This window comes from Bacillus gobiensis (assembly GCF_001278705.1).
Lineage (GTDB): Bacteria > Bacillota > Bacilli > Bacillales > Bacillaceae > Bacillus > Bacillus gobiensis.
Genome location: NZ_CP012600.1, coordinates 3,418,848 through 3,441,403 on the forward strand (window position 1 = coordinate 3,418,848; position 22,556 = coordinate 3,441,403).

A 22,556-nucleotide genomic window follows, 5' to 3' on the forward strand; every position below is an offset into this window, starting at 1 on the left:
GTTTTCAATAGGTTCCAGATTTTATCGTTTCCTAAGCAATTAAAAAGCCTGCAAGGATCATGATCCTTGCAGGCTTTCTTTGTTACGCTTCCACTGTTTTAAAAAACTTCGGTAGATAATCTTTATGGGCTTCCAACATTTCATCGACGATTTGTTTTGCTAGTTTATCAGAAGCGACCAGCGGATTTATCGTCAGTGCCATAACCGCTTTATCGTAATCTCCGGTTACCGCTGCTTCTGCCGCGACACGTTCGAATGATTTAATCGTTTGGACAAGCCCCCTTACAGGAACAGGAAGATCTCCAATCGAAATTGGCTTTGGACCATCTTTCGTAATGATACAGCTGACTTCCACTGCAGAGTCATTTGGAATGCTTGCGATTGCACCGTTATTCATCGTATTTACCGGCTGAATGTCTCTTTTATCCGTATATATAGAGGTGATAAGTCTTACTGCTGCATCGCTGTAATACGCGCCTCCTCGTTCCTGAAGCTGAGGCGGCTTAATGTCTAGATTCGGATCTTTATAAAGTTCAAACAATTCTTTTTCAAGTTTTTTAACAACTTCCGCTCTTGTTTCCCCTTTTTCATAGTTTTCAATTTCTTTTTCTACCATTTCCTGTGTCTTGTAATAATACATATGGTAAGGACACGTTAATACGTTTAATGCTTTGGTAAATTCAGGTTCCCAGCCCAGCCCGTCAATATTTTTAACAAAACTGCTGTTATTTGGATCTCTCAGCATTTCCATTACTTTGTCTTTGACACTGACTCCGTCGAGATACACATTTAATCCGTATACCATATGATTAAGACCTGCAAAATCAATGCGGATTCTGGAATGGTCTACGTCTAATAACTTTGCGATGCCCATTTCCATACCGATTGGCACATTACACAAGCCGACGATTTTTTTGATATTGCTGTAGCGTAACACGGCTTCGGTTACCATTCCGGCAGGATTCGTAAAGTTAATTAACCACGCTTCCGGGCACAGTTCTTCAATATCCTTACAAATATCCAGGATGACAGGAATGGTGCGAAGACCTTTGAATAGGCCTCCAGGTCCATTTGTTTCCTGGCCCAGAACTCCGTATTTTAAAGGGATGCGTTCATCTTTTGAACGAGCGTCCAATAATCCTACTCGGAACTGAGTAGTAACGAAGTCAGCATCCTTTAACGCTTCTCTTCGATCGAGAGTCAGATGAATATCGATAGGCAGACCAGATTTTTTCACCATTCTCTTCGCCAGATTACCAACAATCTCTAATTTTTCTTTTCCTTCTTCCACGTCGACAAGCCAAAGTTCGCTGATTGGAAGCTCTTCATATCTTTTAATAAATCCTTCGACAAGTTCAGGGGTGTAGCTAGAGCCTCCGCCAATGGTTACGATTTTAATTCCTTGTTTCATAAGCTGATTCCTCCTGATAATTTTATCGTTTCATACAACTCAACAAATTCTGTAGCCAAATCCTTCACTGTCATTGCATTCATTAAGTGGTCTTGGGCATGAATCATTAAGAGAGAAATTTCAGCGGCTTCTCCTTTGATTTCTCCTTGGATTAATGATGTTTGGATATAATGTGCTTTATTCAACTCGTTTGATGCTTGATCGAGTTTCTCTCTTGCATCAGCCCATTTTCCTCCTTTAGCTGAAGTAATCGCTTCCATTGCTAAGCTTTTTCCATTCCCGCCATGAAGAATAAGCTGAAAAATCTGTTCTTGTAGGTTTTCCATTTCATGTTCCTCCTTACATCACTCGTTCTTCCTGAGTTTTTTCTACTGATATATCACTTGTCTCTTCAGAAGCATTTTCTTCTTTTACTTTTTGCTTATCCCACATTTTTAAGAATGGATAATAAATCGCTAACGATATGGAGAAATTGAACACCTGCAAGATAGCACCCGATATGCTTCCTCCTGTTGCCAAGTATCCAGAGACGATAGGCGGCATGGTCCAAGGTACCGCGATACCAGCAGGCTTAGCGACTAATCCGGTCGACATGCCAATATACGTCGTAACAATAGTGACAAGCGGAGTAAAAATAAAAGGAATTAACAGCAACGGATTCATGACAATCGGCATCCCGAAGATAATCGGTTCATTGATGTTAAAGAAAGCCGGACCAACAGCGAGTCTTCCCAACGACTTCATTTGCTGGCTTTTCGCAAAGATGACCATCGCCACCACAAGAGCCAATGTTGCCCCGCTTCCGCCCACATTAATCCATACTTCAAAGAACTGTAGTGTGAAAACATTCGGCAGCTCTTCTCCGCTTTGGAAGGCTAAGCGGTTTTCATCCATGGCCGCATAATAAATCGGAGCCATAATCCCGGCAAGAACGATATTCGATCCGTGCAACCCGCAAGCCCAAAGGACCATCATAATCAACATGGCAATTAAACTTCCGATGAGGCTTCCTCCAAGTACACTCATTGGCTGTCCCAGCACATCACCGACAACGTTATGCAAATTTCCAAAACTGGTTTGCTCAACGATTAAACGCAAGATCCATATGATCGTAATAATGAGAAAACCGGGAATAAGAGCAATAAATGACCGGCTTACCGCTGGAGGCACTCCGTCCGGCATCTTGATGACAATATTCTTTTTAATCACAAAGCGGAATACTTCAGTCGAGAAAAGAGCGATGATCATCGCCACAAATAAACCTTGGCTGCCCATCAATACGACTGGAATTCCCCCGTCTACCATAATCGGAGTGTCGGAACCTTCCTGTAAAAACGGAACCTCGTACGGAGTTGCCAACAGAAAGGCAGCAACGGCAATTGCGCCTGATGACAATGCATCGACCTCGTATCGTTCCGCTAAGCGATAGGCAATTCCGAAACAGGCAACAAGGGCCATAATGTCAAATGTCACGCCAACCGGGTAGGACAGCTTCACAGACCACTCGTCGCCAAACAAACGGGCCATCATGTCTAAATAAGCCGGAATTGGCAAATTGCTTAAGATTAAAAATAGAGAGCCGACGATAATAAGTGGCATTGTGAGAACAATACCGTCACGCAATGCCAATAAATGCCTTTGTCCTGCTATCCGGCCAGCAATGGGCATTACTCTATTTTCTAAAAAGAGATTTACTTTATTCATAGAGAACACTCCCCTTGCTTACTTTACTGCAACTAGCTGGTTAGCATATTTTAAAACTTCACCGCCGTTGCAAGTCCCATAATGGACCGAATTAATGACATCGACAGGAACCCCTTTTTCCTCTCCTAATTTTTTTAATTGCGGCAGCAAATATCTTACTTGCGGTCCAAGCAATAACACATCTGCTTCATCGATATGTTTTCTGACGGCATCTCCCGGAACAGCCCAAATTTTACAGTCCACACCTTGTTCATGAGCGCTTTTTTCCATCTTTGTTACGAGTAAACTGGTCGACATTCCTGCTGCACAACATAGTAAAATATTCATCTGTATCCCCTCCAATAGATAGTAGAAAATATGTCAGCCCGCCATAGTAAAATGCTTGGGCTTCATGTTTCTTTCTATTCAAATCGTAATATAATAACGCTTACATTTACACACAATCTTTTTCCTTTGACTGCGGAAAAAGATTAAAAAACAATCCCGGCTTTACACACAGGATTGTTTTTTTTGAAACATCGAAATAAACTCCGGATAGGTTTTACATTTCAATAGACGCTTGACGAGCGATACATCATCGATGATGCCCCCCAACAAGTCATACATGTGTTGCAAATCAGCGTCGGTGTTTTTTTCAACGGATAACAAACAGACAAATTGGACTCGTTTATCCGCCCATTCAATTGGTTTTTGCAACGTGCAAATTGCCCAAAACGTTGTGTCCGACTGCGGCATGATCGGATGGGGGATGGCTGTCAGATTGCCAAAACATGTAGGCGATACAGCTTCTCTTTCAAAAACAGAATCAATAAACGCTTCACTTACGAGTCCTAATTGCTCGAGCTGCTCGCCTAAGAAATTCAGTACTTCATCCCTTGTGTCGAAGGTTTGCTGGAGAAATACTAACTTTTCTTTTGTATATTCGAAAGGTTTGTCTTCTATCTTATGGATAAACGATTCTACCTTGTCCAGGTCATTTCCGCCCAAAATCGTATTTACTTCGATAACCGGCAAAGGCAGAGCTTCAGAAATGGGAATCGTAGTCACAATAAAATCCAGGGAATCGAGCGACATCTGATTTAGCTTGTAATACGGTGTCGTTCCCAAAATTGTAAGGCTCGTCCCAAATTTAGACTTCAGCTTATAATGCAGGAGCCTTGCGCTTCCTGCTCCAGATGCACAAACAATAATGCATCGCTTTGGCTTATTGCTTATTTTTTTCCTTTCAATCGCCCCTCCTATATGCAGGGCAAGATAGCCAATTTCATTTTCGTGCATTTCAATTCCTAATTTTTCTTTTAACACCATACCCGCAAGAATTCCAGCTTCAAATGCTAAAGGATAATTTGCTTTGATTTCATCAAGCATCGGATTTCTGAGGTTCATCTCATACCTGTACCGATTAATGGCAGGCTTTAAATGGAGGCTCAAACCCGTAAGAAGCTCTTGATCATTTTTAATATCAAGTTTTAACTCATTTTCAATGGTTTCTAGTATCGTCCTTGTCAGATCATAGATATCTTGACCAATAAAGCTTTGAAGCTCTAACTCTTTTTCACTCTTATAGCTTGCTAGTTTAGTACCCAGGAGGTGAATGGCAATATAAGCTGTCTCTGCCTCCGGAAAAACAAGATGTAGATCGTATTCAATGCTTTTTACAATTTGAACTGCGACTTCATATTCCTTTTGCTTGACGATGTCTTTTAGATCATCCGGATAGATCGACACATAATTCTCATTTCGTATGCGCTTACATGCAATCGCGATATGAATAATCAAATTATTCAGGCCAATATCCGATAATGTAATGTGAGTAGCTTTTATATGCTCCAGAATATGATGGCGGATGGCCGATATTTCATCTGAAGGCAAAATTGAAATCCGCTCATCAAACAAATTTGATTTTACTTCCCGTCGATTAAAAATATGTTCCGCCATACAATAGCGCAGCTTCAACTCATTCCCTTTTGCTTTCAACCCGTAATTGGGTCGTTTTTCCAAGACAACTCCATAGTTTTGAAACGTTTTCTTGATTTCCCGCAAATCATTTTGGACGGTCGATTTGCTGACATACAATTCATCGGCTAAGTCCTCAAGCTTAATATATTGATCAGCAAGAAGTAGACGCCTGATTAAATACTGTGTACGCTCTTCCGGGAGAGTTGGGATGATCCCACGATTGAAAAAGTGAGTCTCTTCTTTTAATAGCTTATAAAAAGATCGATCATCAAAAATCTTAAGCTCATAGCCCGTTCCTCTAACAGAATGAATGGCAGCTCCATGTTCAGAAAGCAATCGGTCCAATTCCTTCATATCATTTCTAACCGTTCTAGATGTAACTTGATTGATGTTCGCCAAATGCTCGCTTGTCACAGTTGACGAGGTTGCCATCAGTTCTTGCAAAATAGAAATCATCCGAGAATGCAGCATACCGATTCCCTCCACATTAATTATCTAGGAAGCTAATTCTAGTAACTATAAATATCTTGTGCTAAATTGTTTCATTCGTCAACGAAACATTTTTCAATCGAGCTGCGTTTGTTTTTGCTGCACTAATGAGTAAAGTATCGGTCTGAAGGAAAGGCTCGCTATTGAAAAAATCATTGAAGCAGTGATTCAGTAAAATAAATAGCTAAAGTTTTCATAGGCCTATAACTATATTTCCCTTCAGCTATAGCCAATACCATATTGTATAATATGCTACAACAACACCAGCCAAACTGTATAATAGTAACTTAACAATAAAGAGTCTTAAGTTTGAATCAAATCTTTTAAATCAGCCTTTTTTCTATAAAGATTGATAAATAAAGAAGGAGACATCTTAATGGTGAAATACGGTAAAACAATATCAGAATTAGTCCAATATGATCATAATGATGTTCCTGGGTTAATTAAACTTTCCGCATCAGTTGGCTGGGATTATGATGAACATGAAATCGGGACTGTTATGTCATCTGGTAAAATATTCGGACATAAAAATACTGAGGGGCACATCGTCTCAAGTGCTGCAATAATTCCTTACGATACTAATTTAGCTTCAATCGGAATGGTCATTGTTAATAAAGAATATAGAGGCTTGGGCTTAGGGAAAACAGCTACATTGAAATGTATAGAAAGTGTTTCTAAAGACACTTCTATTATGCTAATTGCAACAGAAGAAGGAAAACCCTTATATGAAAAAATGGGCTTTAAAACTGCTGATAGTGTTCATAAGTATCTTTGTGAAAACTATATAGATACTACTAAACCGTTGAATAACAGTGATGTTATCATTGAAGAGTTTAATGGAGTTAATTTTAATAACATTCTTAAGCTTGATGAGGAAGCCTTTGGAGATAGAAGAAGTCATTTTCTTATGAATAGAATAAAACAGTCTGAAAAGTGTTTTGTTGTAAAAGATAAAAATGGAACAATTATAGGTTACGGACTTTCCATTCTAGGACCAATAAATCTTATATTAGGTCCTATTGTAGCATCTGACCACCAAACAGCATCACTTCTAATAGATAAATTATCTTCAGAGTATCAGGGGAAATTAAGAATTGATGTGCCAGCAGGTAAAGATGAGTTTATGTTATTTTTGAAGAAAAGGGGATTTGTTAAAGTGAATCAACCCCCAATAATGGTAATCAATTCTGTTACTTTGCCACCTAGAAACAAAACATTATTCGGGATTGCTGCACAAATTTTTGGTTAAGAGCTGGAAGGGAAGCGAAAGAGTTTGAAATATTTATCTAACGAATCGCGGTCAATTCAAATGAAATAAAAACACTAAACCATACCCTACCCCCGCTAAAAGCACCGATCCGATAAGGCCTGCTCCAAAAGCTTTAATTCCTGCTTTTCGAAATGCTTTTATTTCGACATTCATCCCTAGTCCGGCCATGGCCATTCCGATTAACAAATAAGCGATCTTAACAAGAATGCCAGCGGCCGACTCAGAAACAATTCCGAGCATATTGAACATACTCATCGCAAGAAATCCAAATATGAACCATGGAACCGCGGACCAGGTAAACTTGGTATTCTCCTTACTGCCTCTTTGAATGAAAAAACCAATGATTAATGCGATAGGAACCAATAATGCCACTCTTGTTAGTTTTACGACGACTGCCATATCAACTGCTGCAGCACCATCAGGCTCTGCGGCTGCAATCACGTGAGCGATTTCATGCAATGTTCCGCCAGCAAATATTCCATATCCGGTCGGGGATAAATTCAAAATGGGATACATGACTGTATAAGCCAATGTGAAAAATGTACCTAATATAGCAACAACAGCAGCCCCTATTGCCGTTTCCTCTTTCGTTGCCTTGATTTGCGGTGCAATGGCCACTACGGCTGCTGCCCCGCAAATAGCCGTTCCGCAAGCCGTAAGAATCCCTAATCTCTTTTCCACTCCAAACATGCGAGTTAATCCATAAACAACAATAAGAGCAAATGCGATCACAATAACTGCAAGCAGAAACACGCTGCTTCCGGCATGATAAATGTCCGTTGCATTGACTCTCATTCCTAATAAAATAATTCCCATCCTTAATAGCTTCCTGCTGGAAAAAGCTACGCCCGGCTGAAGATTCTCACGAAGGCCAAATGCTGCCCTCCAAATCATTCCTAATAATATGGCAATGACCAATTGGCCCATCATTGATAAAAAAGGAAAATGAGATAAATACATAGCGGCTAACGCGATCACTAATGTAATTCCTGTCCCCTTCATATTAGGAATCGATATATGTGGTTTGACACTTTCGATCGCCTTACCCATGTTCGTTCACTTCCTTTGTGTTCTCCCTTTATACTTTATAGAAGGAATAATCATTAGTGAAATATATATAAATGATTGTTATTATTAGTTTCACTAATAATAAGGAGGAGTGAACGTGTATTACGATGCTTTACGAACATTCGTCACCCTGGTAGAAGTGGGTAATTTCACAAAGACTTCGGAAATCCTTCATATTTCACAGCCGAGTGTAAGCTTGCATATAAAAAATTTAGAAAAGGAATTTCAAACGAAGCTGTTTGTACGGTCTCCTAAATCCGTACAAATCACGCCTACCGGTGAAATTTTGTACAATCGCGCCAAGCAAATGATTACGATGTATGAACAGACGAAAGAAGATATCTTAGTCCATCATAATGATGTACAGGGAGAATTGATCATTGGGGCCAGCTTTACAATCGGAGAGTATATTTTGCCTGCTTTTCTGTCTCGGCTTCAAAAAGACTTCCCGCAGCTTACCCTGAAAGTGGTCATTGGAAATACAAACGAGATTGTTCAATACGTGCGAATGATTAAAGTAGACATTGGTTTAATTGAAGGACAAACGGATGAGAAAGAAGTGTCAGTCCATCCATTTATGGAAGATAAGCTGTCCATCGTATCTTCCAACGATCATCCGCTTGCTCATCAGAAAAAAGTGACAACGGCTGACCTTCACAACAGGGAATGGGTTACGAGAGAAGAAGGTTCAGGCACACGAGAATATTTAAACCACTTTATCCGTTCAAATGGGTTAAAAGTAAAATCAATTCTTACGATCAGCAGCAGTCAAGGAATAAAAGAATGCATTCTTAACGGGATGGGACTATCTCTTTTGTCCAATAGTGTAATAGAAAGGGAAGTAAAATCCGGGGATCTCTCCATCATTCCATTAAAAAACCAAACCTTTACCCGAACGTTATCTTATGTTTATTTGCCCATCATGAAAAATAAAAGAAGTGTTGAGACGTTTATTAATGTGCTTCAAGCTGAGTAGTGGCTTTTTCTCAATAAAAAAGAATGCCGCCATGAGGGCTGCATTCGGTAATAGTAAAGTTCTTTCTATCAGGTACCGCAAAAAGTTTGGTAAGGGGCTGCTGACTTAGGAACTGCACAGTATTCTTCCTGTTCGGCGGAGTGAGCATAAGGCTTTGAAAGAACATCCAACAGCTTTCCCAACACGCTATAGTCTCCATTTTCCACTGCGGCTTCTAATGCTTCTTCTACCCGGTGGTTCCGCGGGATAACTGCAGGATTGCTGTTTTGCATCAATTGATTGACAGAGTCTTTCGATTCCTGTTGTCTGCTCAGTCTCACATGCCAGCGCTCATGCCACTGAGTAAATTCCGGGATCCCAAACAGGGCTGTATCATCGTGTTTTTCAAAAGTTAAAGCTCGGAAGGTGTTGGTATAGTCCGCCCGATGCTCCTTCATCATACTGAGAAGATCATTTATAAGCGCTTCATCCTCTTTTTCTTCGTTAAATAACCCCAGTTTTGCTCTCATTCCCTTGAGCCAATGGGATTGATAGAGGTTGCTAAAGTCTGAAATCTTTTCCTGAGCCAATTCGACAGCATGATCCTGATTCTCATGTAAAAGCGGCAAAAGCGTCTCAGCAAATCGTGCAAGATTCCATCCGCCAATCAATGGCTGGTTGCCATAAGCATAACGGCCTTGAACGTCAATGGAACTAAACACTGTTTCCGGATCATAAGTATCCATAAAGGCACAAGGTCCATAATCGATCGTTTCTCCGCTAATCGTCACGTTATCAGTGTTCATCACCCCATGAATAAAACCAACCAGCTGCCATTTGGCAATAAGCTCAGCCTGACGTTTGATCACTTCTTCAAGAAGCGAAAGATATCGGTCTTCATTATCTTCAATATCTGGATAATGACGCTTGATTGCATAGTCAGCCAGAACCTGAAGCTCTTCTACATTGCCCAATCTCGCCGCGTATTCAAAAGTCCCAACGCGGAGATGACTGGCAGCCACACGGGTTAGTATGGCACCAGGTAGCTCGGTTTCACGGATGACTGGCTCACCAGTTGTCACAACTGCCAGACTGCGGGTGGTAGGAATACCAAGCGCATGCATCGCTTCGCTAATAATGTATTCGCGAAGCATCGGCCCCAGCGCCGCCCGACCATCACCCCCGCGAGAAAAAGGCGTTCTGCCTGACCCCTTCAGCTGAATATCAAACCTCTCATCTTTAGGCGAAATCTGCTCCCCTAAGAGCACCGCGCGTCCGTCACCCAACATCGTAAAGTGCCCGAATTGATGCCCCGCATAAGCTTGCGCAAGAGGCGAAGCCCCTTCTGGGATCTCGTTTCCAGCAAACATCGCCGCGCCGTCTTCGGTATTTAGTGCCTCTGCGTTTAAACCCAAAGACTCTGCCAATTGATCATTGAAAATGGCGAGTTCTGGTGAGTTTACAGGAGTTGGGTTGGTGTCGGAAAAAAATGATTTTGGCAGGCGGGCGTAGGTGTTGTCGAAGTTCCATTCTGTTTGTTTACTTTTTGTCATGGTTCCTCCTTTGATTTTCTTGTCTTTTATTGTTTTCCCTTTATATGAAAACAGAAATCATAAACGTTTTTCACATTCTATAAAGCACATTGCAACTTTTTTTAATGTTTGCTTCTGCTAATTTATTATACCTTTTCCATCAAAGAAAGTGCTTGAGTAAGTCAATTGTCGGTAATTCATTATCAAGTTAATTGAAATAATTTTACCAAATATTCGAGTTTTTTGTTAAATTAATCCTGACTTTTTATGATGTTGAACGTTTAATAAAAACAGAGAGAGACATATTAACTATATGATTTTTATTAGGAAGGGAGCAAAATTGATGGATTATTTATCAAGAGAACAAATTATTAATGAATTACAACAGTCATTTGAGCATTATATAGATAAATTCGGTATAGAAAATGTCGGCATTTTTGAAGAAGAAGGACAAGCTGAACGATACTATATGGGTTATACAGTTAAAAAAGACGGTAAAACCTTTCATATCCATATCCCCTATATAAAAAACAACAATGGAGAGTTAGCTCCTATTAATAAAGAGTGGACGGTAGAATCCGACGATCCAAAGAGGGATGATGTTAGAGGATACAAGGATTTAGAAAGTATATTTCGCGAAATTTAGAGTCTTGTTCACCTTTTGGTTAGTTATATAAAGGGAAAGAGAAAAATTATTAAAATGTCTCTTCCCTTTACCTGTTTATTGACCTTTACAATTTCCATCCACTCACTTAGAGTGTGACTGAGTTTATGTACTAATACGAATCTACCATTTCTCCTTCTAACCGGACCAAGCATTCCATTTCGGGACTTATTATTAATCTATTGCATTCAATATAAAAACAAAAAACAAATTTATATTTTTTCTTGACAAAAAACAAATCCTACTTAATAATAAATATGTAATTAGAATAATTATAGATAACTAAAGTATTCACTTTATGTTATTTCTCAAACTACATCTAGGAGGAAGATTTATTATGTCTATTATCGGATCTGAAGTAAAACCATTCAACGCAAAAGCTTACAAAAATGGTGAGTTTATCGATGTTACTGACGAGACTCTAAAAGGTCAGTGGAGTGTATTCTGTTTTTACCCAGCTGACTTTACTTTCGTTTGCCCTACTGAGCTTGAGGACTTACAAAACGAGTATGCTACTTTGAAGGAACTTGGAGTTGAAGTATATTCCGTTTCAACAGATACTCATTTTACACATAAAGGATGGCACGATTCTTCAGAAAAGATTGGCAAAATTACATATGCCATGATCGGAGATCCATCTCAAACAATCTCTCGCAACTTCGATGTTCTAAACGAAGAAGAAGGTCTTGCTGATCGCGGTACGTTTATCATCGATCCAGACGGTATCATCCAAGCTGCTGAAATTAACGCAGGTGGCATTGGCCGTGATGCAAGTATTGTTGTTAACAAGGTTAAAGCAGCACAGTATGTTCGCAATAATCCAGGTGAAGTTTGCCCGGCTAAATGGCAGGAAGGTTCTGAAACACTTAAGCCTAGCCTTGATCTTGTAGGAAAGTTATAAGGAGTGCGGTAAATGGTACTTGAAGCAGATATTAAGGCACAATTAAATCAATACCTTCAACTACTTGAAAGTGATATAGTGCTGAAAGTAAGTACTGGCTCCGATAACGTATCAAATGACATGCTAGCTCTCGTTGATGAGCTAGCTTCCATGTCATCTAAAATTACAGTTGAGAAAACACAATTAACGAGAACGCCGAGCTTTAGTGTAAATCGTGTCGGCGAAGATACTGGCGTCACATTTGCCGGTGTTCCTTTAGGCCACGAATTTACTTCATTAGTATTAGCTTTGCTGCAGGTTAGCGGAAGAGCGCCAAAGGTTGATCAGAACGTTATTGATCAAATTAAAAACATTAGCGGTGAATACCACTTCGAATCTTACATCAGCCTTAGCTGCCACAACTGCCCTGACGTTGTACAAGCACTAAACGTGATGAGCATTCTCAATCCTGGCATTACGCACACGATGATTGATGGTGCGGCGTTCAAAGAAGAAGCAGAAAGCAAAAATGTCATGGCAGTACCATCGGTTTTCTTAGATGGTGAATTCTTCAGTGGCGGCCGTATATCACTTGAAGAAATTCTTGCCAAGATGGGTAAAGGTGCGGATGCATCAGAGCTTTCTAATAAAGATCCATACGATGTGCTTGTTGTTGGAGGCGGCCCATCCGGTGCAAGTGCAGCGATCTATGCGGCGCGCAAAGGTATTCGTACAGGCATTGTTGCTGAACGGTTTGGCGGTCAGGTCCAAGACACGATGAGCATTGAGAACTTTATCAGTGTGAAGCGTACTGAAGGTCCTAAACTCGTTGCAAGCCTTGAAGAGCATGTGAAAGAGTACGATATTGATGTCATGAATTTACAGCGTGCCAACCGTATCGAAAAGAAAGATCTTTTTGAACTTGAACTCGAAAGCGGCGCTGTACTAAAAAGTAAAAGTGTCATCGTTTCAACAGGTGCTCGTTGGCGCAATGTTGGCGTGCCTGGTGAACAAGAGTTCAAAAACAAAGGTGTCGCATACTGCCCTCACTGTGACGGTCCATTATTTGAAGGAAAAGACGTAGCGGTAATTGGCGGCGGTAATTCTGGTATTGAGGCAGCAATTGATCTCGCAGGTATTGTGAAGCATGTAACTGTTATTGAGTTTAACCCAGAGCTAAAAGCTGACGATGTCCTACAAAAACGTCTGTACAGCCTTCCTAACGTAACTGTCATTAAGAACGCTCAAACAAAAGAAATTACTGGTACAGATAATGTAAATGGTATTACCTATGTTGAGCGTGATACAGAAGAAGAGAAGCATATCGAATTACAAGGTGTATTTGTTCAAATCGGGCTTGTGCCAAATACAGATTGGTTAGCCGAGACCGTTGAACGCAATCGCATCGGTGAAATTGTAATAGATAAGCATGGAGCTACGAACGTATCTGGATTGTTTGCTGCAGGTGACTGTACAGATGGTCCGTATAATCAGATTATTATTTCGATGGGATCTGGAGCTAACGCAGCTTTAGGAGCATTTGACTATCTGATCCGAAATTAATGGATCGTAGAATGATCTCTCTGACTTCTTTAAAAATAAACCATGTTTGAAAGTCGCTATGCAGCTGACCGGTAGTATAGTGACTTTCTTTTCTTCTCCAAACGCATTAAATCAGAAAATCGGCTCAGGAAACGTCATCCGGTCCTACACCTTTCCAGCAGTGGCCAGATGCTGGCGATGAACAAGGCACGTCGTCTTACTTCTATCATTTTTAAAAGCTTCATAATGGTATTATTTCACGATTGATTTTTCTAAATTCCGATACTGAATTTGATAAATGACCTCACCATCAAGGATCGTCTTATGTAGCTTCGGCTGATTTTTCTCATCATCGATTATTAGGATATCTGCCCGCTTTCCTATCTCAATGGAGCCTGTAAAATCTGCTAAACCTAATGACTTTGCCGGATTTAGAGTAGCAAGCTTTACAGCATCGACTAAATCATGGCCGCGATTATATAAATAGAAGATTCCGTGCAATAAGGATCCAGGGTAGTAATCCGAACAAAGAATATCGACTAGTCCTGCTTGTATGGCTTCGAAAGAGGATAGATTCTTATTATGTGACCCGCCTAAAAGGAGATTTGGAGCGCCTACGACAACATAAAAGCCTCTTCTTCTTGCTTCTTCAGCAATCTCTAAAGAAATTGGAAATTCACTAATTGCCGCTTTCCATGTTTCCAGCATTTTTATTTTTTCAATCGTATCATCATCATGGGAAGCAAGCGGAATTCCCATTTGATAAGCAAGGTCTGCCAAGTCTTTAATAGCATCAAAATTCAGATTTGTATCATGCTGCAGTTCTAAAATATGGAGATCCGCTTCTTCAGAAGTTAGATTTAACTGCTTCATAAACTTCTTTTTCTGAATCTCGATATCATGCCACTGCCCTTTGCCGGGAGTGTGATCCATAAAGGACACCTGGTCAATGAGGTTCCTTTTCAGTAACTCTTCAACGACTGGATAGCCTTCAATATTTCTAAGTTCATAACGAAGATGTATCTTATTTCTTATTAATGATTGCTCTTTCGTCAACTCAAGAATTTTCTTAATAATGGCTTCAACGTTATGATTACGGCGTACCCAATTCCCATTGCTTTCTGTATAATTTAAACTTAACGAATGGTACATGGTAGTAATCCCTTGACCTGCTAATTTTCTTTCCAATTCGTAGAATGCACTGGAAACAGGCATGACACTCGTTGGCCTTGGCTGTATTTCTTGCTCGATCGCATCACTATGACTATCGATTAGTCCGGGGAATACCCACATCCCAGCGGCGTCAATGTCATTTAAGTCCACTGGAGAGATTTTATTTCTCTCAATATTTACAATCGTATTGCCTTCTATCACGATTGTTCCATTCTCGATAATTTCATTTGGCGTTACAATTTTCCCATTACATATGCGTTTTATAATGTCCATTCAAATCCCCCCTTACAGCTACTTTAGAACTTATCTCTCAACTATGGTTATCAAAAAAATCCTCAGTTGCAGTTCCTTCCTTTCCTTTATTACTTCTACCGTAACTTGTAAACATGTTGGCTTTATGAAAATTTTGTTAAAAAACCGTAAACTAACTACCCTTTTAAAGCCCTGGAAAATGGTATCTAACCTTAATTTGATTGCGTACTATTATGTATTAATCTATAAAAAGGGGTTGAAACGGAGACTCGTTGAAAACATCTCTGCTTACTAAAAAAATTCAATCTCCGCTATTTTTCATACATGTAAAAAAAATAGCCCTCTAAGCAGGGCTTTAAATTGATTCATTTAATTTTATTCCTAAGTAAACACAGAATCGGTTGCCTTTCTTTATACAAGCCCAGAAACCGATCCTTGAGCCTATGAATAAGCGTCTTAACTTTGTGAAATTGTCATGCTTTTACTTACCGTCTTGGAAACTTGATCTAATTATAACTTTTCCATCGTAATATTATTGTTTTTAAAATATATTTGAATGTTAGCACCTGATGCAAACAATACTTCGAAGCTCAAAGTATCATCATCAACTGATAAGAATTCTTCTTGTACCCAAGAATCTAAAGTAGGATTGAATATCGGGTTTATAGCACCTTGATTTAAATGATTAAATTTGAAATTTGAAATGTTGATAAAAGAAAGTTTCCAACGTTCATTATCATTCTCAAGAATTAAATCAATATTTGTATGCAATAAACTAGTATGACCGAGAGCCAACTTTTCTAACTGATACTCATGGAACCCAAAACCATTAAATCGATCGTAAACCTCAAAAGGTAATCTATCAATTAGACTTTGAAAAGTTTTTGCGTATAAAACACTATTATTATTCCATTGTTGTTCGGCAGCTTCAATTTTTTCCTCATTTAAACCTTCATGGTTAATTGTTGTCAATAAATCGTAAGTGAAATACTTCATTGTATAGCAACTCCAATATAAATTAAAAATTTCCACACCTACTTAACTATAATATAAATAAACTAGCAAATATTTTTTTATCCATTAAAACACATAGAGTCTTTATTCTATTAACGCCTCCTAAAACCCCTTACACTCCATCATCGAATATTTGATTCCGACTATTGTACGTTCTTTTTATCAGTTTTTATCCATATCACTTCCTGCTGGAATATTTTAAAATTACAAAAACCATTGTGCAAAAGTTATAAATTATTTATAATTTAAATCAATGTGAGAAAAAAGAACTGAAAATGTGAGGTTATATATCATGGCTCAAATTACGTTAGAACAAGTAGGACAAGTAGAACAAATTCAGAGTACAATTAAAGAAAAAAATGTAGAACTATTACATCTTCAATTTGTTGACATTGAAGGCATCTTAAAAAATATTACGATCACTACAGATCAATTAGACGATGCTGTAGAGGGTAAAATCATGTTAGATGGTTCATCTATTAAAGGTTTTTCCCCTATTAATAAATCGGATTGTTACTTATTACCTGATTTAAATACGTTCGCAGTGATGCCTTGGACTGAAACAGAAGGTTATGCAGAAGCACGTTTCCTTTGCTCTGTTACAAATACGGATGGAACATTGTTTGAGGGCGATACACGTAACGTTCTTAAGAAAACAGTTGCACGTGCTGCTGAAAAAGGCTATACCATTTCTGTTGGTCCCGAATTAGAATTTTTCTTATTCAAAACAGATGAAAAAGGATATCCAACTACAGAACTAGGTGATTTAGGCGGATACTTTGAGCCGTCTCCAAAAGATTTAGGAGAAAAAGTTCGAGTTGAAATTTTCAAAACATTAAAAGCAATGGGATTCACAATTGAAGCTCTTCACCATGAAGTTGCAGAAGGACAACATGAAATTAGCTTTAAATATGCTGACGCTTTAGGTGCAGCAGATTTAGCAATAACATACAAATGGGTTGTTAAAACAATTGCAGCTCAGTTTGGATTGCATGCATCATTTATGCCGAAACCAGTTTTTGGAATCAACGGCTCAGGAATGCATGTTAACATGTCATTCTTTAAAGATGGAGAAAATCTATTCTTTGATGAGTCTGATGAATTACAACTTTCAAATGAAGCATATTCATTTATTGCTGGATTATTAGAGAATATGAAAGGTTTTGTTGCGATTACAAACCCTCTAGTAAACTCTTACAAACGTTTGGTACCAGGTTATGAAGCTCCTTGCTACCTTGCTTGGTCTGCTTCAAACCGTTCAGCGTTAATTCGTATTCCTGCAGCACGTGGAATGGGTACGCGTGTTGAGTTACGTTGTCCAGATCCTTCTTCTAATCCATATTTAACTTTTGCAGTCATTGCTTCTGCAGGTTTAGATGGTGTAGAAAAAGGATTACAAGCACCCGCTCCAATCAACGAGGATATCTTCCATATGACAGATGCACGTCGAAAAGAGCTTGGAATTGACAGTTTACCGGCTGGATTAGAAGCAGCAATTGCTGAATTGGAAGCTGGAGAAATTGGTCTTAAAACGCTTGGAGAACATGTATTCAATGAATATGTAGCTGCGAAAAAAGCAGAGTGGGACGACTACCGCACAACTGTTCATGATTGGGAAATTAAAAACTATCAATATAAATTCTAATTTGCAAAATAAAAGAAGAAAATGAAACTGCCACAGCCCTGAATTCGACGGGGATGTGGCAGTTTCATTTATTTTGTAAAAGGTCATGTATAATTGTAGTAGTGCATGTACGTTTCGTTTCACCCTTGATTGGGTGCTGAATTCTTACGCCTATTGCGAGGAATGGAAGGATTCGACTACGGCATTATTCACATCATTGGTTCTTGCGTTGTTACAGGTTAGCGAACCCTTTATGAGGTGTCAGAGGATTTTGCCATTGCAGAAGATTTATAGAAAAGAGGAATATTGTGAAAAAAATACACTATCTCAGTCTCATTACAGTTGTTATCTTTTCTTTGGTTCCTAGAATTGGGATTCAAATTGAAGAGTCTCACTATTTTTTGGGATTTCCGGCTCAGTGGTTAGCTTATTATGGAGGTTGGCTAATTAGTTTTAAAGTATGGAATTTGTTGTTTGATTTTTTTGTTTTCTATTTTGCTTTTATCATATTAAAAAAACTAGGAAAAGAGATACAAGTTCCGGGATAGCCCATAATATAAGTGAGTAGAGAATGCATAATGAATATTTCTTTTGATTTTGGAACTTAAGAAACTACCTTTAAATTAAGTGATTTGCACTACAACCCTCAAGTACAACTATTTTATGCGATTAGCGATGATTTTGTTTTTGGGAAATAGTCCAAAAAAACCTGAGAAACAAAATCATCGTTTTTCGTTTTTCTCCAATTTACTCATTCTATCCAGAACCAATCCTCTAGTCGGTAGATAGATGTGAACATAACCCATTCTCAAATTTTGAGAAACAGGCTTACTTATTGATTAGCTCTAACGCTCGTTTATGAAATTCTTCTTCTGTAATTTTGCCTTCTAGATGTTCTAGAATAAGAGCTTCTTCTTCGGCTGTTACATAAAGCCCTTCAACGGCAAGTGAAGCTTTAGCGCTGCGGACAGCTTTTTCTAATTGATTTTGGTTGCTCATTTCATCAGTCCTTATTTAATATAGTTTCTTTTTTAAATTTCAAAAATTAATGTTATAGTGGCACTTATACCACTTACTTTTTAGTAACCTCACTTATGATACGGTTCTCCGTGATGTATCTAAATGAGGTTCTATATATTTCTGCTCTGTAAAAGGGTAGGTTTGGTAATTCACTATAAGAAAAATACATTTTAATATCGTCCATCTATTTCACTTTTCTTATTAATGACAGAGCTTCTTACTATCTATTTTTTTGATTTTTTCCACCGCCATTTTTACCTCCCCCTAAACTTCTATGAATAGCACTTGCGCATACTTCAGTCAATGGTTGTCCAATTGCTTCTTTATAGTTAAAACCCAACAATTGCATTGTCTTTAAGGTGTCTTTATTTACTAAACTAATTAACACTTCAACTTGACCGCTATTTAATGTTGGTGAAGTGCTAAATAATTCAACTACATGTTTAATAGTTTTCTGAAGATGCTCAATGTCATCGTCGCTAATAGTAATTTTTTCGTATAGGGCTTTATATTCACGTGCTACCATTTCTAATTCCATTTTATCTTGCAATAAATTAGAGATTATTTCATCATAAATGAGTTGTTTCTCACCTTCTTCTTTTTTTTCCTTTGCTTGCGTTATTTTAGTACTAACCCAACTATACGAGCTTTTATCTAAAGCTTCTGCAAGTCTTGTACCTAAATTTATAACTTGTTCTTCCATAATTTATTCCTCCTCTGTTATTGTCAGTAAATATAACACAAATAAATTTAACTAAATTATAGAATACTGTTCGAAACCAAGGGATAACTACCCCCGCTGCAACATCCTAATAAGCTCCATTATGTTGTAGCAATCTCTTCCTTTGGCTTACTTTTGGTTTCTCTTAAATCCTTGGCAATTAAAATCTCAGGGATATATCCTAACATCCTCATCTTTGTTAACCACTCGATGATTTCTATCTTGAGGTAAATTGATTTGTTAATTGAAAAATCGATTGTTCCATCTTCTAGAATAATATTTTCAGACTGTAGCACTAAAAGCATTGAGACTTTTTTAACTCTATCTATACCATGAACTTCTAATGCATCACTTTGGGTATTAAATATTTCAGCACTGTGAATCGATTGCTGAATACAGTAACGTATATCAGGAGTACTTCCTATTTTGACATGAATTAAGGCATTCTCTTTAACATCATAAAGGTCAGCAAACTCAACATTTTTATAAAAATGTTGCCCCTTCTTTCTATCAAGTAAAATAAAATTGAATTCATCCTTTAAGAAAATGTTAAAAGGATATTCCGCATATGCAACTTGGTCATACTCTTCTATATCTGATGCTTGAATCTCCCTTCCTTTTTCTAAGGCTTTATCAGTGAGATTATAACCTGGAATGAAGATTGCACACTCATTAACCTTAACTATTTCTCGCTCAATAAAATCCATATAAGACTTATTGAAACTTGCCCATTTTCCTTTATATAAACAATAATCTTTTCTGCGATATTCAGTACTATAGTCTAAGATTTTAAGTAAGCTGATTTGGCTTCCTCTGTCAGACCTTGGTCTTATTGAAACCCTTGATACATCAATACAATCAATCTCATTAAGTTTCTGACCAATAGATTCAATTGAATAAGAATCAAGTAAATAACTTCTTCTATCATAAATCATCTCTACACTGTCTTCTTTTGCTGGTTCTATTAATATACCTCCATCATCTTCCATAAAATATGATAGGCTCACACTTGGTACTACCGTCTTAATTGCGTCTAATAGCATACTATTTAAATCAGAAATCATAGGCTGGTTGTCTACATTATTTTTCAGGAAATTCATTCTTGGTAGGCTTCCTGATTTTTCTTCGTTTAAACATATATAATGTAACTCATGGACGATATCGATAATATCCCTTGGAGTATAATCACTTATTTCAAGTTTTACAGCTGAACCAAATCTCATCTTGTCCTCATACGAATATAGCAAGAAACCAGAATATTTCTCGTCAATATTAATCTTACTTACTAACAATTCATGACTTTCCCCAATTTCTGATGTGACGTATGAATTTGTATTATACTGAGTAAGTGATTTATTCTTTGATTGTTTAAAGAACTTAGCTGATTTAACTTCAATAGAAGTTTCATCATGTATTATCTCTGCAATATCGAAGCCAAAATCCATATCAGCAAAGTTATTAGCGTAGCTATGACCTCTTCCTAAGGATATAGCATATAAATTATTATCTAACTCAAGAATAATCATGCCAAAAGCCGATTCAACAGTTTTTGTTTTTTTAGAGGCATCCCCAAAAAAACCACTCCAATAGTTAGCCCACTCTATTTCAACTGTCTCCTCGGAATCTAACTTAAAGAAAAAATCAATAATTACTTGCTCTACTTTCTCCTCTTCATTTACCACAATTCTACTTGTATATGTTTTACTTTCACCAATTCTACGCATTTCTTTTTCTCGTAAGAATTTAATAAAATCTTCCCTTGTAGTAACCTGCTTATAGATACTTAGTTCCATTCCTTTTCTCCCTTCCTTTTGTATTAAGCTTCTAGCAGGCTACACATGAAAAGGAAGATTTCTTCCTTATTCTTGATTCCGACTGAAGCTTATATTGCTTTTTGTATGCTTTTCAAACAGTAATGAAGCTGAATATCATGTTCATGTCTAAGACCAATCCTTGGAGTAATTAAATCTTGTATCTTTTCTTCATCCACAAACTCTATATCACAACTTCTTTTTTTGATAATTTTCAATTCTCTTTCATTCTCTAATATTACCATAGTCTGGGTGTTAGAAAGGGTACAATTGTCTATTGATTCACCATTACTTAAGTATTCATATAAGCAATAAAATTCGCCCTTTAAATACTCTATAAATTCCTCTTGATAATTACCTTGAATTTCTTGAAAATCATCCAATATCTTATCTTTATTATTTTCATTATCGATAGCTCCTATTTGGTTTTTTGTGCTGTGTTAATTCCGTTGCCAAAGAAACTACAATCCCAACGACTGTTCCCAGCAGAAAGTTTTGCATTACTAATCCCCCTTTTTTTTCCAAAATAAGTGTTCTTCTTTATAAATACATAGATGGATACTCCAAACGCCACACCTGCTTTAAATGAGTCAATTGGTGTCATGCTATCACCTCCTTTACCATAAAATCACGCACGAAAAAAGAGACGCAACTCTTTTAGAGCCAACCTCTCTGACGTGTAAAAATATTTAATTGTGCTATCTTTCTGACAACCAGTTCTTCACACAAAGCTAATAGGCTTAACAAGTTTACCATCGTTCAAAAGACCAATGCCGATATCCTTCAGACCTTGCTTATCCTGTAACAAATAAACAACGTTCGATACTCCGCCATCATAGAAGAATACCCAGCAAGTCAGTTCTTATTTGTGTTCTTCTGGAATATTAGCCTTTACCTCTTCGTTTCTTATGTCATCCACTGAAAGGGTTTTAACGTCAGCTTTCCAGTCCTTCCAGGCTAAATGTGGGTGATGCTCCTCCATGTAATTTCTGAATACATTAATAATTCTCAAATGTTATTTGCTCCTTTTTATGAGTCGATTAAAATAGAAAAAGGGGGAGAGAACTCATCCGTAATAGATGAATCCTCCCCCCTTTAAAGTGAAACACAATGTTTCTCATTTCAAGCTCTTCAACAATATTAAGTAAATCCTTTGTTTTGCGAGAAAAGCGATTTACCTTCCAAACTAGCACCAAATCAAAGTCTTTACTTTTGGCATCATGGAGTAATTGTTGTAAAGCAGGTCTACCCTTGATATTCTTACCACTTTCCCCTCGGTCCACGTACTCTTTATGAACAACGTAACCCTCTCACTCGCACATTTCTCTCAGCACCCGGACCTGTTCATCAATACTGTATCCTTCCTCTGCCTGTTCCAACGTGGAGACTCGGGTAAGGTAAATGTCTAGTATGAGTAGTTTGCACATGTACTCAAAAACTTTTTTACCTATTGGGACTTTACTAGTT

General features: G+C 38.0%; 22 protein-coding genes and 1 pseudogene. 7 read left to right on the plus strand and 16 right to left on the minus strand.

Going from position 1 to position 22,556, the window contains the following annotated elements:
• Positions 1–82: 82 nt before the first annotated feature.
• The 5 genes from AM592_RS17115 to AM592_RS17135 form a co-directional block, all read right to left on the minus strand.
• Positions 83–1,411, minus strand: a complete 1,329-nt coding sequence (locus tag AM592_RS17115) for a 6-phospho-beta-glucosidase (protein WP_053604924.1) — start codon at positions 1,409–1,411, stop codon at positions 83–85.
• Positions 1,408–1,737: a PTS lactose/cellobiose transporter subunit IIA gene (locus AM592_RS17120; RefSeq protein ID WP_053604925.1), complete on the minus strand. Its 330-nt coding sequence runs from the start codon at positions 1,735–1,737 to the stop codon at positions 1,408–1,410. The genes AM592_RS17115 and AM592_RS17120 overlap by 4 nt, the downstream gene beginning before the upstream one ends.
• A 13-nt stretch (positions 1,738–1,750) precedes the next feature.
• Positions 1,751–3,115 (minus strand): PTS cellobiose transporter subunit IIC, encoded by a 1,365-nt coding sequence (gene celB / locus AM592_RS17125; RefSeq protein ID WP_053604926.1) that lies wholly within the window; start codon positions 3,113–3,115, stop codon positions 1,751–1,753.
• Positions 3,116–3,133: 18 nt separating this feature from the next.
• Positions 3,134–3,442, minus strand: coding sequence for a PTS sugar transporter subunit IIB (locus AM592_RS17130; protein WP_053604927.1), 309 nt, complete (start codon positions 3,440–3,442; stop codon positions 3,134–3,136).
• Between the two features lie 162 nt (positions 3,443–3,604).
• A complete protein-coding gene (locus tag AM592_RS17135) occupies positions 3,605–5,545 on the minus strand; it encodes a BglG family transcription antiterminator (protein WP_053604928.1) in 1,941 nt (646 codons plus the stop codon).
• A gap of 394 nt (positions 5,546–5,939) precedes the next feature.
• Between AM592_RS17135 and AM592_RS17140 the strand changes: the two genes are divergently transcribed.
• Entirely contained in the window at positions 5,940–6,812 is an 873-nt protein-coding gene (locus AM592_RS17140; RefSeq protein WP_053604929.1) for a GNAT family N-acetyltransferase, read from the plus strand.
• 51 nt (positions 6,813–6,863) lie between these two features.
• On the opposite strand, the gene AM592_RS17145 is transcribed toward AM592_RS17140, so the two are convergent.
• A complete protein-coding gene (locus tag AM592_RS17145) occupies positions 6,864–7,883 on the minus strand; it encodes a YeiH family protein (RefSeq protein WP_053604930.1) in 1,020 nt (339 codons plus the stop codon).
• 115 nt (positions 7,884–7,998) lie between these two features.
• On the opposite strand from AM592_RS17145, the gene AM592_RS17150 reads away from it, so the two are divergent.
• The gene (locus AM592_RS17150) at positions 7,999–8,877 is read left to right on the plus strand and encodes a LysR family transcriptional regulator (RefSeq protein WP_053604931.1); all 879 of its coding nucleotides are present in this window, start codon (positions 7,999–8,001) and stop codon (positions 8,875–8,877) included.
• A gap of 68 nt (positions 8,878–8,945) precedes the next feature.
• Here the strand turns inward: AM592_RS17150 and AM592_RS17155 are convergent, their stop codons facing one another.
• Positions 8,946–10,409 (minus strand): protein adenylyltransferase SelO, encoded by a 1,464-nt coding sequence (locus AM592_RS17155; protein ID WP_053604932.1) that lies wholly within the window; start codon positions 10,407–10,409, stop codon positions 8,946–8,948.
• Between the two features lie 322 nt (positions 10,410–10,731).
• Here AM592_RS17155 and AM592_RS17160 point away from each other — a divergent pair, with 322 nt between their 5' ends.
• The 3 genes from AM592_RS17160 (at position 10,732) to ahpF (ending at position 13,495) form a co-directional block, all read left to right on the plus strand.
• A complete protein-coding gene (locus tag AM592_RS17160; protein WP_053604933.1) occupies positions 10,732–11,034 on the plus strand; it encodes a DUF5634 family protein in 303 nt (100 codons plus the stop codon).
• A gap of 355 nt (positions 11,035–11,389) precedes the next feature.
• A complete protein-coding gene (gene ahpC, locus AM592_RS17165) occupies positions 11,390–11,953 on the plus strand; it encodes an alkyl hydroperoxide reductase subunit C (RefSeq protein WP_053604934.1) in 564 nt (187 codons plus the stop codon).
• A 12-nt stretch (positions 11,954–11,965) separates the two neighbouring features.
• Positions 11,966–13,495 (plus strand): alkyl hydroperoxide reductase subunit F, encoded by a 1,530-nt coding sequence (ahpF, locus tag AM592_RS17170; RefSeq protein ID WP_053604935.1) that lies wholly within the window; start codon positions 11,966–11,968, stop codon positions 13,493–13,495.
• 231 nt (positions 13,496–13,726) lie between these two features.
• Here ahpF and AM592_RS17175 read toward each other — a convergent pair whose 3' ends face one another.
• Complete coding sequence (locus tag AM592_RS17175) at positions 13,727–14,920, minus strand: alpha-D-ribose 1-methylphosphonate 5-triphosphate diphosphatase (protein WP_053604936.1); 1,194 nt, start codon at positions 14,918–14,920, stop codon at positions 13,727–13,729.
• 489 nt (positions 14,921–15,409) lie between these two features.
• The gene (locus tag AM592_RS17180; protein WP_053604937.1) at positions 15,410–15,895 is read right to left on the minus strand and encodes a hypothetical protein; all 486 of its coding nucleotides are present in this window, start codon (positions 15,893–15,895) and stop codon (positions 15,410–15,412) included.
• Positions 15,896–16,205: 310 nt separating this feature from the next.
• Here AM592_RS17180 and glnA point away from each other — a divergent pair, with 310 nt between their 5' ends.
• Both glnA and AM592_RS17190 read left to right on the plus strand, forming a co-directional pair.
• Positions 16,206–17,558, plus strand: a complete 1,353-nt coding sequence (gene glnA, locus AM592_RS17185) for a type I glutamate--ammonia ligase (protein ID WP_053604938.1) — start codon at positions 16,206–16,208, stop codon at positions 17,556–17,558.
• A gap of 287 nt (positions 17,559–17,845) precedes the next feature.
• Entirely contained in the window at positions 17,846–18,085 is a 240-nt protein-coding gene (locus tag AM592_RS17190; protein WP_053604939.1) for a hypothetical protein, read from the plus strand.
• A 280-nt stretch (positions 18,086–18,365) separates the two neighbouring features.
• On the opposite strand, the gene AM592_RS24405 is transcribed toward AM592_RS17190, so the two are convergent.
• The 7 genes and pseudogenes from AM592_RS24405 to AM592_RS24775 all read right to left on the minus strand — a co-directional run.
• A complete protein-coding gene (locus tag AM592_RS24405; protein ID WP_192841118.1) occupies positions 18,366–18,536 on the minus strand; it encodes an antitoxin VbhA family protein in 171 nt (56 codons plus the stop codon).
• 241 nt (positions 18,537–18,777) lie between these two features.
• Positions 18,778–19,260 (minus strand): hypothetical protein, encoded by a 483-nt coding sequence (locus AM592_RS17195; protein ID WP_053604940.1) that lies wholly within the window; start codon positions 19,258–19,260, stop codon positions 18,778–18,780.
• A 119-nt stretch (positions 19,261–19,379) separates the two neighbouring features.
• Positions 19,380–21,071 carry a DUF6119 family protein gene (locus AM592_RS17200; protein WP_053604941.1) on the minus strand — a complete coding sequence of 564 codons (1,692 nt, stop codon included), beginning with the start codon at positions 21,069–21,071 and terminating at the stop codon, positions 19,380–19,382.
• A gap of 89 nt (positions 21,072–21,160) precedes the next feature.
• Positions 21,161–21,472 (minus strand): hypothetical protein, encoded by a 312-nt coding sequence (locus AM592_RS17205; protein ID WP_225970262.1) that lies wholly within the window; start codon positions 21,470–21,472, stop codon positions 21,161–21,163.
• 35 nt (positions 21,473–21,507) lie between these two features.
• Positions 21,508–21,693 carry a hypothetical protein gene (locus AM592_RS17210; RefSeq protein WP_053604943.1) on the minus strand — a complete coding sequence of 62 codons (186 nt, stop codon included), beginning with the start codon at positions 21,691–21,693 and terminating at the stop codon, positions 21,508–21,510.
• Between the two features lie 258 nt (positions 21,694–21,951).
• Complete coding sequence (locus AM592_RS24770; protein ID WP_225970263.1) at positions 21,952–22,101, minus strand: hypothetical protein; 150 nt, start codon at positions 22,099–22,101, stop codon at positions 21,952–21,954.
• A 28-nt stretch (positions 22,102–22,129) separates the two neighbouring features.
• Positions 22,130–22,381, minus strand: a pseudogene (locus AM592_RS24775) (recombinase family protein); the annotation flags it as partial.
• Positions 22,382–22,556: the final 175 nt, after the last annotated feature.

Coding starts and splice junctions, on each gene's coding strand:
- AM592_RS17115 (WP_053604924.1), bottom strand. CDS start 1,411: ATGAAACAAGGAATTAAAATCGTAACCATTGGCGGAGGCTCTAGCTAC.
- AM592_RS17120 (WP_053604925.1), bottom strand. CDS start 1,737: ATGGAAAACCTACAAGAACAGATTTTTCAGCTTATTCTTCATGGCGGG.
- celB (WP_053604926.1), bottom strand. CDS start 3,115: ATGAATAAAGTAAATCTCTTTTTAGAAAATAGAGTAATGCCCATTGCT.
- AM592_RS17130 (WP_053604927.1), bottom strand. CDS start 3,442: ATGAATATTTTACTATGTTGTGCAGCAGGAATGTCGACCAGTTTACTC.
- AM592_RS17135 (WP_053604928.1), bottom strand. CDS start 5,545: ATGCTGCATTCTCGGATGATTTCTATTTTGCAAGAACTGATGGCAACC.
- AM592_RS17140 (WP_053604929.1), top strand. CDS start 5,940: ATGGTGAAATACGGTAAAACAATATCAGAATTAGTCCAATATGATCAT.
- AM592_RS17145 (WP_053604930.1), bottom strand. CDS start 7,883: ATGGGTAAGGCGATCGAAAGTGTCAAACCACATATATCGATTCCTAAT.
- AM592_RS17155 (WP_053604932.1), bottom strand. CDS start 10,409: ATGACAAAAAGTAAACAAACAGAATGGAACTTCGACAACACCTACGCC.
- AM592_RS17160 (WP_053604933.1), top strand. CDS start 10,732: ATGGATTATTTATCAAGAGAACAAATTATTAATGAATTACAACAGTCA.
- ahpC (WP_053604934.1), top strand. CDS start 11,390: ATGTCTATTATCGGATCTGAAGTAAAACCATTCAACGCAAAAGCTTAC.
- ahpF (WP_053604935.1), top strand. CDS start 11,966: ATGGTACTTGAAGCAGATATTAAGGCACAATTAAATCAATACCTTCAA.
- AM592_RS17175 (WP_053604936.1), bottom strand. CDS start 14,920: ATGGACATTATAAAACGCATATGTAATGGGAAAATTGTAACGCCAAAT.
- AM592_RS17180 (WP_053604937.1), bottom strand. CDS start 15,895: ATGAAGTATTTCACTTACGATTTATTGACAACAATTAACCATGAAGGT.
- glnA (WP_053604938.1), top strand. CDS start 16,206: ATGGCTCAAATTACGTTAGAACAAGTAGGACAAGTAGAACAAATTCAG.
- AM592_RS24405 (WP_192841118.1), bottom strand. CDS start 18,536: ATGAGCAACCAAAATCAATTAGAAAAAGCTGTCCGCAGCGCTAAAGCT.
- AM592_RS17195 (WP_053604940.1), bottom strand. CDS start 19,260: ATGGAAGAACAAGTTATAAATTTAGGTACAAGACTTGCAGAAGCTTTA.
- AM592_RS17200 (WP_053604941.1), bottom strand. CDS start 21,071: ATGGAACTAAGTATCTATAAGCAGGTTACTACAAGGGAAGATTTTATT.
- AM592_RS17210 (WP_053604943.1), bottom strand. CDS start 21,693: ATGACACCAATTGACTCATTTAAAGCAGGTGTGGCGTTTGGAGTATCC.